Source organism: Streptomyces panacea, assembly GCF_040560175.1.
GTDB lineage: Bacteria > Actinomycetota > Actinomycetes > Streptomycetales > Streptomycetaceae > Streptomyces > Streptomyces panacea.
On sequence record NZ_JARJHW010000068.1, the window covers coordinates 1 to 14,867 of the forward strand.

The window sequence follows — 14,867 nt, forward strand, 5'->3', positions numbered from 1 at the left end:
CGGAGATGTGTATAAGAGACAGGTCCCTGCCCGACCAACGAAACGCGGTGACTCCACCATGAGCGTCCCCAGCTCCCCACCACCCCGCCAAGGCAACATCCGCCGCATCGTCGCGGCCAGCCTCGTCGGCACCACCATCGAGTGGTACGACTTCTTCCTCTACGGCTCCGCCGCCGCGCTGGTCTTCAACACCCTGTTCTTCCCCAGCAGCGACCCCCTCGTCGGCACGCTGCTCGCCTTCCTCACCTACGCCGTCGGCTTCGCCGCCCGCCCCCTCGGCGGCATCGTCTTCGGCCACTACGGCGACAAGATCGGCCGCAAGAAACTCCTGGTGTTCAGCCTCCTGCTGATGGGCGGCGCCACCTTCGCCATGGGTCTGCTGCCCACCCACGCGACCATCGGCGTCGGCGCGCCGATCCTGCTGACCGTGCTGCGGCTCGTCCAGGGCTTCGCACTCGGCGGCGAGTGGGGCGGCGCGATCCTGCTCGTCTCCGAGCACGGCGGCGCCAAGAGGCGTGGCTTCTGGGCCTCCTGGCCGCAGGCGGGCGCGCCCGGCGGCAACCTGCTGGCCACCGGTGTGCTGGCGCTGCTCGCCGCGATCCAGTCCGACGAGGCGTTCCTCGCGTGGGGCTGGCGTATCCCGTTCCTGCTCTCCGGTGTGCTGGTCATGATCGGCCTGTGGATACGTATCTCGGTCGAGGAGTCACCGGTCTTCCTGGAGGCCCAGCGGAAGGCGGCCGACGAGGCGGCGCGGGCGGCCGGGACCGCTGCCACCGGCGGCGCCCCCGTGGTCAAGGAGGACGCCCCCGTCGTGCAGGTGTTCCGCAAGAGCTGGCGTGAGGTGCTGGTCGCGATCGGCACCCGGTTCGGCGAGAACGTCTCGTACTACATCCTCACCGCCTTCGTCCTCGTCTACGTGACCGTGCACCTGGAACTGCCCAAGAGCGACGCCCTCAACGCGGTCCTGATCGGCTCGGCGGTGCACTTCGTCACCATCCCGATGTGGGGTGCGCTCTCCGACCGGCTCGGCCGCCGCCCCGTCACGCAGATCGGCGCGATCGGCATGGTGGGCTGGGCGTTCGCCTTCTTCGCGCTGCTGGACACCGAGTCGTTCCCGGTCATCGCCCTCGCGGTGACGGTGGGTCTGCTGTTCCACGGGGCGATGTACGGGCCGCAGGCGGCCTTCATCTCCGAGATGTTCGACACGAAGGTCCGCTACTCGGGCGCCTCGATGGGCTCCCAGCTCGCCTCGATCATCGGTGGCGCGCTCGCACCGCTCATCGCCGTCGAACTGCTCAGGGACTACGACTCGTCCCTGCCGGTGTCCATCTATCTCAGCGCGGCGGCGCTCGTCACCGTCGTGACCGTGTGGGTGGCCAAGGAGACCCGGGGCCGCGACCTGACGAAGGACGGACTGGTCGGCTCCGTGCCCGCGCCCGCCGCACCGCCTACCCCGGCCCCCGCGACCCGCGCCGAGAGCGCCAAGGACTCGGCCAGGCTCGGCGGCTGAGCGCCCCCCGGGGGCCGGGCCCGTACTCCCGCCGCCGCACCCGTGCCCACCCGGAGGTGATCACCGTATGCTCGCCGACGTGACAGCTCCAGGCACCCGGCACTCCCTGGCTGCCCTGCGCCGGCTCCTCGACCTGCTGGCGCGGGGCGCGCCCACCGAGGACTTCGCCCGCCCCGCCGCCGACGCCCGCGAGGCCGGCGTGCGGGGCGGTGAACTGGCCGCGATCACCGACGCCACCGAGGTCGCCCTGCGCATCAGGCGCACCCTCAGCCAGCACCGGCGTCGCGAGGCACAGCTCACCGCCCTCTTCGACACCGCGAGCGACCTGGCCGCCCTCCGGGACCTGGACGCCGTGCTGCGCGCCATCGTCCACCGGGCCAAGCTGCTGCTCGGCACGGACGTCACGTACCTCTCCCTCAACGACGAACTCGCCGGCGACACCTACATGCGGGTGACCGACGGCTCCGTGGCCGCCGCCTTCCAACAGGTGCGGCTCGGGATGGGCGAGGGCCTCGGCGGACTCGTCGCGCAGACCGCCCGCCCGTACGCCACCGGCGACTACCAGCGCGACACCCGCTTCCACCACACCACCACCATCGACAGCGCCGTACTCGACGAGGGGCTGCGCGCGATTCTCGGCGTACCGCTGCGCGTCGGCGCCCGGATCATCGGAGTGCTGTACGCGGCGGACCGCGCGCCCCGCGAGTTCGCCGCCGAAGAGGTCGCCCTGCTCTCCTCGCTGGCCGACCACGCCGCCATCGCCATCGACGGCGCGCGGCTGCTGGAGGAGACGCGGACCGCGCTGGTCGACCTCAACTCGGCCTCGGAGACGATCCGAACACACAGCGGCGAGATGCGCCGCGCCGAGGAGGCGCACGACCAGCTGACCGACCTCGTGCTGCGGGGCGGCGGCGCCGACGACGTGGCCGCCGCCATCGCCGACATCCTCGACGGCGGGATCCTCATCCACGACGCGGACGGCGCCGAACTCGCCCGCTCCCGCGCCGAGTCCGTGGCGTCGCCAGGTCCCGCCGCCGGACAGGAACTGGCCCCCGCGGTCGCCGCCTCCAGGGCCAGCGGCCGGGCGGTCCCCCTGAACGGCACCTGGGTCTGCGCGGTCCTGGCCGGCCCGGAACTCCTCGGCAGCATCGCCCTCACCGGACACGCGGACCTCGCCGACGTGGACCGGCTCCTGTTCGAACGTGCCGGTGTCGTCACGGCGCTGCTACTGCTGCTGCGCCGGTCGGTCGCCGAGGCGGAGGACCGGGTACGGGGCGAACTGCTGGGCGACCTGCTGTCGCGCTCCGGCGACCCGGGCGCCCTGACCGCGCGGGCACGGCGGCTGGGGGTCGACCTGGCCCGCCGCCACTGTGTGTTCGTCGCGGACAGCGAGACGGCGGACCGGCACCGGCTGCTGGCCGTCGCCGCCAGGCACGCCCAGGCCGGCAAGGGTCTGGCGGGCAAGGGTCTGGCGGGCATCCACGAGGGACACGTCGTGCTGGTCGCGCCCACCGACACCCCCGGGCCGAGCGCGCGCAAGCTGGCCGCCGAACTCGGCCAGGCCGTCGGCTCCCCGGTCACCGTCGGCGCCGCGGGCCCGGCCGCGGGTCCCGCCGAACTACCCACGGCCCACACCGAGGCGTGCCGCTGCCTCTCCGCGCTGCGCGTCCTCGGCCACACCGGGCACGGCGGCGCCACCGACGAACTCGGCTTCGTGGGCGTACTCCTGGGCGACCGGGCGGACCTCGGCGGTTACGTACGCGCCACGCTCGGCCCCGTACTCGACTACGACGCCGAGCGCGGCACCGACCTCGTCGGGACGCTCGACGCGTACTTCGCCGAGGGGGCCAGCCTCACCCGGACCAAGACCGCGCTGCACGTCCATGTGAACACGGTCGTGCAGCGGCTCGAACGGGTCGGCCGGCTCCTCGGCCAGGACTGGAACTCCCCGGCCCGCACGCTGGAGATCCAACTGGCCCTGCGGCTGCACGGGTTGACGAGTGCCGGACGGGCCGGGATCCGCCCGTCCGGCGACTGACGGTCAACCGGCCCCGCCAGTACCGGTACTGGCGGAGCCTCGGTACTAACGGACCTTGACGAACACCGGGTTGGAGTAGAACCAGAGATCGTCCCACGGGCTCTCGAGACCGTCCGCGAGCGGCTCGGCCTCGTCCGTGCTGGTGCCGCGGACGCGCGCGTAGAGGTCGCCGTCCACGTCGCGCAGGGTGTGCTTGATGACGTACTCGTCGCCCTGCTTGCGCCAGTCGCGCTTGCCGAACCGCGCCACGACCTCGGTCGTCGGGTTGGTGTCGGAGTCGCGGTTGTCGCTCTTGCCGGTGATCTTGCCGACGATCAGGTCGACGCGACGCACCTCGGGACGGTCGCCGTTGGCGTTCTCGCCGTCCAGCGGGCGGAACCTGATCTCGATCTCGACGTCCGTACGGCCCCGGTTGGTGACCGTGATCGTCTCGCCTACGGCAGCCTCGTTGCCCCGGTTGCTCGCCTTGACGTCGAGGGTCCGGATGAGGTCGCCGGTGCCGACCCAGATCCGGCCGTTGCGCAGACCGTCCATGATGTCGCCGTAGTCCTGGCGCGCCAGCACGTGGGTCTTGCTGTACTCGCCCGGCCAGAAGTCGGAGCCGCCGCGCGTCCAGTGCACGTGCGAGTCGGAGGTCGCCGTGATCCACCAGTGCCGGCCCTCGCCGAGCAGCGCGTCCCACAGGCCGCCGACGCGCGCGGTCATCTGGTCGAAGCCGCCGTGCGTCGGGTAGTTGCCGTACCCGCCGCGGGCGCCGCCGTTGAGGGGGCCGGCCTGGTGGCCGGGAGCACCCTCGAAACCGACGTAGATGTCGGGAGCGGCGTCGTTGCCGTTACGGAACTCGCGGGGCGTGTCCTGACCGTAGACGCCCAGGCCGGGCGCGGAGCGAGAGGCGTGGTGGGCGATCACCAGCGGCTTGCGGGGCATGCCCTTCGCCGCCTTCAGGAACTCCACCATCTTGGCCTCGGTGTCGCGGCCCGGGTCGGCGGGGAAGGGGTCGAGCTTGGCGAAGCGCTGCTCCAGCTCGAACAGTTGCTGGGCCTCGTCCGTGTGGTGCGGGATCATCAGGGTGTGGTGGTCGAGCGCCGGGGCGTCGAACTCCATGCCCCAGAACTGGAGCACCTCGGGGACGAGCACGCGCGAACGCAGCAGGTCGGGGTAGGCCTGCTCCAGGTTGACCTTCGAGTGCGTCGGACCGCCGTGGTCGGTGCACATCGCCCAGCTGAGACCGAAGTTCTTCGCCATGATCGCGTTGGTCACGATCGGGTAGACGGCGTCGCCGCCCTTCTTGAACACCGGCGGGTTCTTCGTCGTGTCGAACGAGCCGCTGTACTCCGAGTGCACGTGGTGGTCGCCGGCGCGCCAGGCGCGTCTGCGGGAGTCACCGGAGCCGCCGGACGTGCGCCGGTCTTCCTCGTCGTTGCCGAAAGCGACGCCGGTGCCGACGATCGGGGCGGCCGCGGCGAGGGTCGCGCCGACGCCTGCGAACTTGACGAGCCGGCGCCGGGAGAGGGCGGAGCGCTCGGGGTCTTCGGAGTTCTTGTCCTTCACGGTTGAAGCCTTTCGTTCAACTTCCGGCGCGGGGGGTGCCAACCGGAGAGTCTCGGAGAACAAACCGAACGCCGAGTGAACGTGGGCAAGGTCTACCGAGAACAACGAGCGCTGTCCGCCATATCGCCCGCCACGCCTGCCGCGTACCGCCGAGCCGTGGTCGTCCGGAGGTCAGCGCAGATGCGGCAGCAGCCTGTCCGGTCGCATCGGCGCGTCGCGCAGGCGCACTCCCGTCGCGTGATGCACCGCGTTGCCGATCGCCGCGGCCGTGCCGACCATGCCCAGCTCGCCGATGCCCTTGCTGCCCATCGGGTTGAGGTGCCGGTCGTCCTCCTCGATCCAGTACGCCTCCACGGAGCGCACGTCCGCGTGCGCGGGCACGTGGTACGAGGCGAGGTCGCGCTCCGTGAAGTCACCGGCCACGGGATCGAGCGTCGCGCCCTCCATCAGCGCCATGCCGAGCCCCATGGTCATCGCGCCGATGAACTGGGAGCGCGCGGTACGGGAGTTGAGGATGCGACCGGCGGCGAAGACCCCCAGCATCCGGCGCACCCGGATCTCGCCCGTGTCCGAATCCACCTGGACCTCGACGAAGTGCGCGCCGTAGGCGTGGCGGGCGAACTCCGCCCCGGCCGCCACGTCCTCGGTGGTGTCGGCGCTCGCGGAGAGCCCCTCGGGAGGCACCGGGCCGCCCGCCGCGTCGATCCGTGAACGCAGCGCACGGCACGCCTTGTCGACCGACCAGCCCCACGAGCCGGTGCCCGACGAGCCGCCGGCCAGCGGGGCCCGCGGCAGATCGCTGTCGCCGATCTCGACACGGACCCGGTCCATGGGCGCGTGGAGCGCGTCGGCCGCGATCTGGGTGAGCACGGTGCGGGCTCCCGTACCGATGTCCGTGGCGTTGACCCTTACCAGGAAACGGCCGTCGGCGTCCGCGCGCGCCTCGGCCGTGGACGGTGAGATCAGCACCGGGTACGAGGCGGCGGCGACGCCGCTGCCGAGCAGGAACCGGCCCTGCTTCCGCGCCCCGGGGCGCGGATCGCGGTCCCGCCAGCCGAACCGGCGGGCCCCCTCGCGCAGACACTCCACGAGATGACGGCTGCTGTAGGGCCGGCCCGAATCCGGCTCGTACGAGGGCTCGTTGCGCATCCGCAGCTCCACCGGGTCCACCCCGACGGCCAGGGCCAGCTCGTCCATCGCCGACTCCAGCGCGTACATGCCCGACGCCTCGCCGGGCGCCCGCATCCACGACGGTGTCGGCACGTCGAGCGCGGTGACGCGGTGGGTGGTGCGGCTGTGGGGCGAGGTGTACATGGTGCGGGCGGGAGTGGCGGCCTGTTCCACGAACTCCTTGATCGTGGACGTGTACGTGATCACCTCGTGCGCCAGCGAGTTGATCACCCCGTCCGGGCCCGCGCCGAGCCGCACCCGCTGGATCGTCGGCGGCCGGTGCCCGACGAGCGCCGGGAGCTGGGAGCGGTGCAGCACCAGCTTGACGGGGCGTCCGACATGCCGCGCCGCCAGCGCGGCCAGCACCGGCTGCGGACGCGGGGTCCCCTTGGAACCGAAGCCCCCACCGACGTGTTCGCTGATGACGGTGATGTGTGCCGGGTCCATCGCGAACAGCGCGGCCAGGGTCTCGCGTACGACGCCCGACCCCTGACTGGAGTCGTGCACCGTCAGCCGCCCGTCGTGCCAGTGGGCGACGGCGGCGTGCGGCTCCATGGGGTGGTTGTGCATCGGGTCCATGGAGTACGTGACGTCGACGGCGACCGGGGCGGCGGCGTGGACGGCGTCGAAGTCGCCGCGCTCGCGGGTGCCGGGGTGTCCGCCGTTGGCCTTCTCGGGGGTGTAGAGGCCGGGATGGCCGGCGGTGAGGACGACGTCGTGGTCCTCGGCGACGTACGTGACCCGCACGGCGTCTGCGGTGGCACGCGCCGCTTCCAGCGTGTCGGCCACCGCCACCGCGACGATCCAGCCGCGGTGCGGCACCCGGTCGTCGCGCAGCGCACCCAGCATCGGATCGTCGGGCTCGTTGATCCGGGGCGCGTTCTCATGAGTCAGTACGGCGACGGCGCCGGGCTCGGCGAGGGCGGCGGCCGTGTCGAACGACGCGATCCGGCCGCGGGCCACGGTCGCCGGCACCACCCACGCGTACAGACAGCCGGGCGGAGTGTGCTCGGCGGCGTACCTGGCCGTCCCGGCGACCTTGGCCGGACCCTCGATCCGTACGGCGGCGGATCCCAGGGCCCGCTCCCGGCTGGTCGTCATCGGTCTCCTCGGCGGTGGTCGGCGTGGCGGGGGTCGGTGGGCTCGACGGCGCCCCCGTCGGGGTCGGCCAGCTCGGTCAGCAGGCGGACGGCGAGGTTGCGCGCCATCGGGACCTTGAAGCCGTTGTCCCGCAGCGGCCTCGCCGCGGCCAGCTCCGACTCCACGGCGCGGCCGAAGGCGTCGGCGGTGGCCGGCCCGCCGCGCAGCGCGGCCTCGGCGACGGTGGCCCGCCAGGGCTTGTGGGCCAGCCCGCCGAAGGCGAGCCGTACGTCCCGTACGACACCGTCGCGCACATCGAGCGCCACGGCTGCCGAGGCCAGCGCGAAGGCGTACGAGGCGCGGTCCCTGGCCTTGCGGTAGGCGGACGGCAGACCGGCGGCCGACGCGGGCAGCCGGACCCCGGTGACGAGTTCGCCGGGCCGGATCACGGTGTCCCGGTCGGGACGGTCGCCGGGCAGCCGGTGGAAGTCGCTGAGCGGCACGGTGCGTTCGCCGTCGGGCCCCAGCAACAGGACGTCGGCGTCCAGCGCGGCGAGTGCGACGGCCATGTCGGAGGGATGCGTCGCCACGCACGCCTCGGAGTGCCCCAGCACCGCGAGATCGCGGTGCGCGCCCTCCCGCGCGGGACAACCGGAGCCGGGCCGCCGCTTGTTGCACGGCTTGGTGACGTCCTGGAAGTACGGACAGCGGGTGCGCTGGAGCAGATTGCCGCCTGTGGTGGCCGAGTTGCGCAGCTGTCCCGAAGCACCCGCGAGCAGTGCCTGCGACAGCACCGGGAAGCGTGTGCGGACGGCCGGATCGGCGGCGAGATCGCTGTTGCGGACGGTGGCGCCGATGAGCAGGCCGCCGTCGGCGGTTTCCTCGACGCGGTCGAGCGGCAGCCGGGCGATGTCCACCAGATGAGCGGGGGTCTCGACCCCGAGCTTCATGAGGTCGACGAGGTTGGTGCCGCCGCCGAGGAACCGGGCGTCCGGACGGTGGGCGAGGAGAGCGACGGCCTGGGCCGGGTCGGTGGCGCGTTCGTAGGTGAAGGACTTCATGAGGCCGCCGCCTCCGTCCCGCCCGCGCGGCCCGCGACGTCCTCGACGGCCGCGACGATGTGCGGGTACGCGGCGCAGCGGCAGATGTTGCCGCTCATCCGTTCGCGGATCTCGTCGGCGGTGAGCGGCACCGGCCGCCCCGGGGGCGGGCCGTCCGCGCCGGTGACCTGGGACGGATGGCCGCCGGCCGCCTCGGCGACGACGCCGACCGCCGAGCAGATCTGGCCGGGTGTGCAGTAGCCGCACTGGAAGGCGTCGCGGTCCAGGAACGCTTGCTGCAGCGGGTGAAGACCGTCCGTACCGCCGCCCGACAGGCCCTCGATCGTGGTGATCCGGGCACCGCTGTGCGCGACGGCCAGCATCAGACAGCTGTTGGCGCGCCGGCCGTCGGCGAGAACGGTGCAGGCGCCGCACTGGCCGTGGTCACAGCCCTTCTTGGGGCCGGTGAGGTCCAGGTGCTCGCGCAGGGCGTCGAGCACCGTGGTCCGGTTGTCGAGCGTCAGCCGGTGCGGGGTGCCGTTGACGTGGAGCATCACTTCGGAGGTGTTCGGCATCACCGTCGGGTATCCGTCGCTCACACCCGGCAAACGCGCCCCGCCCCGGGCCACCCGATCGGCTCCGGCCCCGGAGGGGCCCGGGCCCTTCTGTCGGAGCGGTCCTAGGCCCGGCTGTGGATTCCCGCCGCGAGGCGGACCTTGACGCGCTTGCCCACCGGCTCCCGGCGGACGTCGTATCCCTCGCACAGCGAGATGACGATCTCCAACCCGTGCTGCCCGATCCGGCCGGGCTCGGCGGCGCACGCCACCGGCAGTGTGGAATCGGTGTCCCACACGGTGATCTCCACCGTCTCCCCGTCGAAGACCAGATCAAGGAGGCAGGGGCCGGGCGCGTACTTGCACGCGTTGGTCACCAGTTCACTGACGACCAGCTGCGCCGTACCGATCACGCGCGACGGCACCGTCCGGCCCTGATCGGTCCGTACGCCCCCGAGGAAGTCGGCCGTGAAGCGGCGCGCCTCTCCGATCATCCCCGATTCCCCGTCGAACACCGCGCCCCGCCTGAGCACCCGGCCTGTGGCCTGGCGGCGGTCCTCGGTCACTTCCACCCGCTGATCCATGAGTGCGATCCGTTCCCCGTGGCGGCCCGTAGAAGAGGGCCCGTCCTGTGTTCACACCACCGCCTGCCCCGCTTCAGCCACTCCAGTCCCAACGAGGGCCACCGAACCGTACGAGCCTGGGCGATACCGGGACCGTCGGTGGCCCGGTGTTATAGATTTTGATCCACTTTTCAGTCACGAACAGCAGGAGGAGATCGTGGGCGTTTCCCTGGGCAAGGGTGGCAACGTATCGCTGAGCAAAGAGGCTCCCGGCCTGACCGCCGTGCTCGTCGGCCTGGGCTGGGACGCGCGCAGCACGACCGGTGCGGACTTCGACCTCGACGCGAGCGCCCTGCTGGTGAACAGCGCCGGCCGAGTGCTCTCCGACCAGCACTTCATCTTCTACAACAACCTCAGGAGCCCCGACGGTTCGGTCGAGCACACCGGTGACAACCTCACCGGTGAGGGCGAGGGCGACGACGAGTCGCTGAAGGTCAACCTTGCCGGTGTCCCCGCCGACGTGGACAAGATCGTCTTCCCCGTCTCGATCCACGAGGCCGGATCGCGCGGCCAGAGCTTCGGCCAGGTCCGCAACGCGTTCATCCGCGTGGTGAACCAGGCCGGTGGCGCCGAACTGGCGCGCTACGACCTCACCGAGGACGCCTCCACCGAGACGGCGATGGTCTTCGGCGAGCTGTACCGACACGGTGCGGAGTGGAAGTTCCGCGCCGTCGGTCAGGGCTACGCCTCCGGACTGGCCGGTATCGCCGCCGACTTCGGCGTCAACGTCTGAGAACGAGCGCCGAGAGAGACAACGCACGGCAACGAGCACGAGCACGAGCACGAGCGGGACGGCGGCGGCCGACCACAGCCGCCGCCGCCCGGCTTGAGCGACACCGCCACCCTCCAGCGGCCGGACGGCCGGGCCTGCCCCCGGGCTGGGGACCCGTGACCCCGCGCGGCCGGCACCGGGCCCGTATCGAACTCGCCCGAACTCCGGGCAGACCGCCCGCTCACAGCCGGGGGTCGACCTGGATCTTCGGCCCCGGTCCCGCCCCCTCGGGCCGTACACCCGCGAGCACACCCGCCAGCGACTCCAGCGCCACCGTGCCCGCGACCAGCGGACGCGGATCGACCGCGCCCGACGCGTAGTGCCCGATCGTGCGGGCGAGGGCGGGCGACGCGCTCAGGACACCCACGGCCGTGACGTCCTTCAGCGCCAGCGCGCGGGTGTCGATCCTGCTCGGCACGCTCGCCAGACCGATGTAGACGACCCGCTTGCCCGGCTCGACCAACTCCAGTGCCCGCGCCGGGAGATGAGCCGCGTTCGACGCGTCGATCACCGCGTCGAAGGGCAGCTCGGGGAGCCCCTCGGCCGTCCACGCGCCGTGCGCGCCCATGGAGCGGGCGAAATCCAGCGACGTCTCCGTCAGCCCCTGTACGTGCACCTCCACACCTCGCGCCAGGGCGAATCGCGCCGCGAGCAGACCGATCGCGCCGGGACCGAGCACCAGCAGCCGGTCGCCGGGGGAGAGCGCGGCGGCCTCGACGGCGCGCAGCGCGTTGCCGCCCGGCTCCACCAGAGCGCCGGCCGTCGCGTCCACGCCGTCCGGCAGCGCGTGCAGCGAGGAGTGTCCCCGGTGGTGCGCCGCCCGAGCCAGCCCGGTTCGACACCCTCACCCACGGCGCGGACGGTGCCCGACCACTCGTGACCGATCCGGATCGGATACGTGGCGTGGCCGTCGTGCAGATAGCTCATCTCGCCCGTGTAGAACTCGATGTCGGTGCCGCAGACACCCACCCGGTCGACGTCGACGACGACCTCACCGGGCCGGGCGACCGGCGGTTCGACGTCCTGTACCTCGCACCGGCCCGGTCCGGTGATGACGAAAGCGCGCAAGGGACGACCTCCTCGGAAGGGACGGCCGCACGGCGGGTGCGACGGCGGGTGCGCACTTCCCCGGTACGGCCCGGGGAAGTTAGGGTGCCAGCCCGAGCGCCCGTACGTAAGCCATGTCCCGAGGTCAGGCCCCCAGCGCCCGGGCCCGGGACCGTGCCCCGTGGACGGAAGAAGGCGTCAATGCCGGAGCAGCGCAGCTCTCAGTGGTACGCGGGAACGGACCGGAACGCCTACATCCACCGGGCGTGGATGCGCCGGGGACTGCCCGCCCACGCCTTCGACGGCCGCCCGCACATCGCGATCGCCAACAGCGCCTCCGACCTGACGCCCTGCAACGCCCACCTCGACGAGGTCGCCCGGAGCGTCAAGCAGGGCATCTGGGAGGCCGGCGGCGTCCCGATGAACCTCCCCGTCGTCTCCCTCGGCGAGACGCTGGTCAGGCCCACCGCCATGCTGTGGCGGAACATGGCGGCGATGGCGACCGAGGAGATGCTGCGGGCCAATCCCATCGACGGCGTCGTACTCCTCGGCGGCTGTGACAAGACCATCCCGTCCCTGCTGATGGCGGCGGCCTCCGTCGATCTGCCGGCCGTCGTGGTGCCCGGCGGTCCAATGCTGACCGGCACGTTCCGCGGCAAGCCCCTGGGCTGCGGCACGGACGTGTGGAAACTCAGCGAGGAGGTACGGGCGGGAACGCTCTCCGAGGAGGAGTTCCTGACGTCCGAGTCCTCGATGATCCGCAGCCGGGGCCACTGCAACACCATGGGGACCGCGTCCACCATGGCATGCGTCGCGGAGGCCCTGGGCACCACCGTCCCCGGCGTCGCGGGCATCCCCGCCCCGGACAGCCGGCTGCTGGAGAGCGCCCACGGCACGGGACGGCTCGTCGTGGAGATGGTCGCCGAGGGCCACCGCCCCAGCACCACACTGACGAAGGGGTCCTTCCTCAACGCGATCGTCGCCCTGGCCGCCATCGGCGGTTCGACCAACGCCGTCGTGCATCTGCTCGCCATCGCCGGGCGGCTCGGTATCGACCTCACGCTCGACGACTTCGACCGCACCGGCGCGGGCGTCCCGCTGCTGGTCGACCTCCAGCCCGCCGGACGGCACCTCATGGAGGACTTCCACCGGGCCGGCGGCCTGCTCGCCGTCCTGCACGAGGTGCGCGACCTGCTCGATCCGGCGGCGCTCACCGTCACCGGCAGGCCGCTGGTCGACCATCTGGACGGGGCGCGGATCTGGGACGCCTCCGTCATCCACCGGCGCGCCGACCCGCTGCGCGCGGACGCGGGCATCGCCGTGCTCCGCGGGAACCTGGCCCCGTCGGGCGCCGTCATCAAGCCCGCCGCCGCGTCACCCGAACTGCTGAACCACCGGGGCCGGGCGGTCGTCTTCGACAGCGTCGAGGACATGCACGCACGCATCGACGACCCGGACCTCGACGTGGACGCGACATCGGTGCTGGTGCTCAGGGGCTGCGGACCCAAGGGCTATCCGGGAATGCCCGAGGTGGCGAACCTGCCGCTGCCCACCAAGCTGCTGGAGTCGGGCGTACGCGACATGGTGCGGATCTGCGACGGGCGGATGAGCGGGACGGCGTACGGCACGGTCGTGCTGCATGTCGCTCCCGAGGCCGCGGCGGGTGGCCCGCTGGGACTCGTACGTACGGGGGACTGGATCGAGCTGGACGTCGCCGGGCGCCGCCTGGACGTGGACGTGCCCGCGGCGGAGCTCGAACTGCGGCGCCCCGCCCAGGAGATGACCGGTGCCTTCGCCGCCCCGGCACGCGGCTGGGAACGTCTCTATGTCGACCATGTCATGCAGGCCGACACCGGCGTCGACCTGGACTTCCTCGTCGGGTCGAGCGGCCACGAGGTGTCACGCGAGTCGCACTGAGCGCCGTCCGCGGCCCCGCTCAGACATGGTCCGGATCGCCGCCGTGGCCCGGATCGGGATGGACCGGGTGGTGCTGTCCGGCGCGCGCTGACTCCAGCTGCGCGGCCAGCGACAGACCGAGGAAGAGCGAGACGCCCGCGAGGTTGGACCAGAGCAACAGCGCGACGAACGCCGTCAGCGGCCCGTACACCGAGCCGAACGATCCGCTGAACCCGACGTAGAGAGTGAGCAGCCACGTCGCGCCCACCCACAGCAGCAGATGCACGGCGGAGCCGAACGCCAGCCATGTGTAACCCGGTTGGTCGCGGCGCGGTGCCCAGCGGAACAGCACGGCCGAAGCCAGCCATGTCAGCAGGATGCCCACCGGAATCCGCAGCCACCCCCAGGCGCCCTGCGCCGCTCCGCCCCAGTGGAACGTGTCCGCGAGCGCGCCGCCGACGGCCCTGCCGCCCACCAGGACGAGGAACCCGCCGATCAGCGGCAGTCCGGCCGCGACCACGAGTACGAGCGCACGCGCGTACTTCGCGAGGAACGGGCGGTCCCGCTCCACCCCGTAGATACGGTTCGCCCCGCGCTCGATCTGCGCCATGGCCGACGCGAGATTCAGCGTCGCGAACCCCAGACCGAGCCAGACGGCCAGCTCACCCACGGGACCGGCCCCGTCCTCGGCGCGGCCGAGCGAGGTCCGGATCAGGTCCGCGCTGGGGCCCGGTGCTATTCGGGTGAGCGTCAACTCGACGACGCGGCCGACACTCTCCGTGTGCAGGGACGTCGCGACGCCGACCAGCGCGATGCTGAACGGCACCAGCGCCAGGACGAACTGGAAGGCCAGCGCCCTCGCGATGCTGAACCCGTCCGCGTAACGGAACCGCAGGAACGCGTCCGTCAGCAGCTTGCGCCCGCCGTACGTGCGCAGCGCCGCCCACGCCTCGTCGCCGGAGAGCTCCTCCCCGATCATGTCCCGCGTCTGCGGTACCCGCACCACGGTGCCCATCGTGCCCCCGACTCATGTTTATCTGCCGAGAACGGATTCTCGCAGGCGGGCGGATATGAGAGGTTGCCCGGGGGCGCTGTGGATCCCCGCAGAGGTAGCCGAGGTAGCGGTAGGCCGTGGAGGTAGGGGCTGTGTTGCATGTAGGTCGAGTGCTGAGGTTCGACGAGGTTCGCGGGTACGGGTTCATCGTCCCGAGCGAGGGCGACGAGGACGTGTTCATGCACGCCAACGATCTGCTGGACGAGAAGTACCAGTACAAGGCGGGCAGCGAGGTCGAGTACTACCTGGAGATGGGGGACAAGGGCCCCAAGGCGTCACAGATCAGGCTGGTGAACGCGCCGGCGTCGAAGGGCGGTTCCTCGGGAGCGGTGGATCCGCACGGTGACTACTCGGACGTGCTGTCCCCGGTCGAACTGCGCAACGAGCTGACGGAGGCGCTGATCCAGGCCGACGGATCGCTGACGGGTGATCAGATCAAGCGGGTACGGACGTCGGTGATCGAGCTGGCGCGCTCGCACGGCTGGCTCGAATCCTGAGCGCGGGGCCGACCCCGGCCCCGGCCCGGTGGTGG

Annotated in this window: 11 protein-coding genes and 1 pseudogene; 5 read left to right on the forward strand and 7 right to left on the reverse strand. The window is 72.1% G+C overall.

The features are described from left to right. Positions 1 to 58: 58 nt before the first annotated feature. Entirely contained in the window at positions 59 to 1,510 is a 1,452-nt protein-coding gene (locus P3L51_RS17905) for an MFS transporter (RefSeq protein WP_354606248.1), read from the forward strand. 67 nt (positions 1,511 to 1,577) lie between these two features. Then, positions 1,578 to 3,548 carry a helix-turn-helix domain-containing protein gene (locus tag P3L51_RS17910; protein ID WP_354606249.1) on the forward strand — a complete coding sequence of 657 codons (1,971 nt, stop codon included), beginning with the start codon at positions 1,578 to 1,580 and terminating at the stop codon, positions 3,546 to 3,548. A 45-nt stretch (positions 3,549 to 3,593) separates the two neighbouring features. Here P3L51_RS17910 and P3L51_RS17915 read toward each other — a convergent pair whose 3' ends face one another. From P3L51_RS17915 to P3L51_RS17935, 5 genes are all read right to left on the reverse strand, one after another. Further along, complete coding sequence (locus P3L51_RS17915; protein ID WP_354606250.1) at positions 3,594 to 5,099, reverse strand: CehA/McbA family metallohydrolase domain-containing protein; 1,506 nt, start codon at positions 5,097 to 5,099, stop codon at positions 3,594 to 3,596. A 171-nt stretch (positions 5,100 to 5,270) separates the two neighbouring features. Next, a complete protein-coding gene (locus P3L51_RS17920; protein WP_354606251.1) occupies positions 5,271 to 7,370 on the reverse strand; it encodes a xanthine dehydrogenase family protein molybdopterin-binding subunit in 2,100 nt (699 codons plus the stop codon). Then, a complete protein-coding gene (locus tag P3L51_RS17925; protein ID WP_354606252.1) occupies positions 7,367 to 8,410 on the reverse strand; it encodes an FAD binding domain-containing protein in 1,044 nt (347 codons plus the stop codon). Before P3L51_RS17925 ends, P3L51_RS17920 begins: the two co-directional genes overlap by 4 nt. Continuing rightward, on the reverse strand, positions 8,407 to 8,964 hold the full coding sequence (locus tag P3L51_RS17930) for a 2Fe-2S iron-sulfur cluster-binding protein (RefSeq protein ID WP_354606253.1): 558 nt from the start codon (positions 8,962 to 8,964) through the stop codon (positions 8,407 to 8,409). The genes P3L51_RS17925 and P3L51_RS17930 overlap by 4 nt, the downstream gene beginning before the upstream one ends. 104 nt (positions 8,965 to 9,068) lie before the next feature. Further along, positions 9,069 to 9,527: an ATP-binding protein gene (locus P3L51_RS17935; RefSeq protein ID WP_354606254.1), complete on the reverse strand. Its 459-nt coding sequence runs from the start codon at positions 9,525 to 9,527 to the stop codon at positions 9,069 to 9,071. A 196-nt stretch (positions 9,528 to 9,723) separates the two neighbouring features. Here P3L51_RS17935 and P3L51_RS17940 point away from each other — a divergent pair, with 196 nt between their 5' ends. After that, positions 9,724 to 10,299, forward strand: a complete 576-nt coding sequence (locus P3L51_RS17940; RefSeq protein ID WP_354606255.1) for a TerD family protein — start codon at positions 9,724 to 9,726, stop codon at positions 10,297 to 10,299. Positions 10,300 to 10,519: 220 nt separating this feature from the next. Here the strand turns inward: P3L51_RS17940 and P3L51_RS17945 are convergent. Further along, positions 10,520 to 11,406: pseudogene (locus P3L51_RS17945) on the reverse strand (alcohol dehydrogenase catalytic domain-containing protein). Positions 11,407 to 11,586: 180 nt separating this feature from the next. Between P3L51_RS17945 and P3L51_RS17950 the strand changes: the two are divergent. Further along, positions 11,587 to 13,302 (forward strand): IlvD/Edd family dehydratase, encoded by a 1,716-nt coding sequence (locus tag P3L51_RS17950; protein WP_354606256.1) that lies wholly within the window; start codon positions 11,587 to 11,589, stop codon positions 13,300 to 13,302. Between the two features lie 19 nt (positions 13,303 to 13,321). On the opposite strand, the gene P3L51_RS17955 is transcribed toward P3L51_RS17950, so the two are convergent. Then, on the reverse strand, positions 13,322 to 14,296 hold the full coding sequence (locus P3L51_RS17955) for a YihY/virulence factor BrkB family protein (RefSeq protein ID WP_354606257.1): 975 nt from the start codon (positions 14,294 to 14,296) through the stop codon (positions 13,322 to 13,324). A 131-nt stretch (positions 14,297 to 14,427) separates the two neighbouring features. On the opposite strand from P3L51_RS17955, the gene P3L51_RS17960 reads away from it, so the two are divergent. Further along, the gene (locus P3L51_RS17960; protein ID WP_354606258.1) at positions 14,428 to 14,832 is read left to right on the forward strand and encodes a cold shock domain-containing protein; all 405 of its coding nucleotides are present in this window, start codon (positions 14,428 to 14,430) and stop codon (positions 14,830 to 14,832) included. Positions 14,833 to 14,867: the final 35 nt, after the last annotated feature.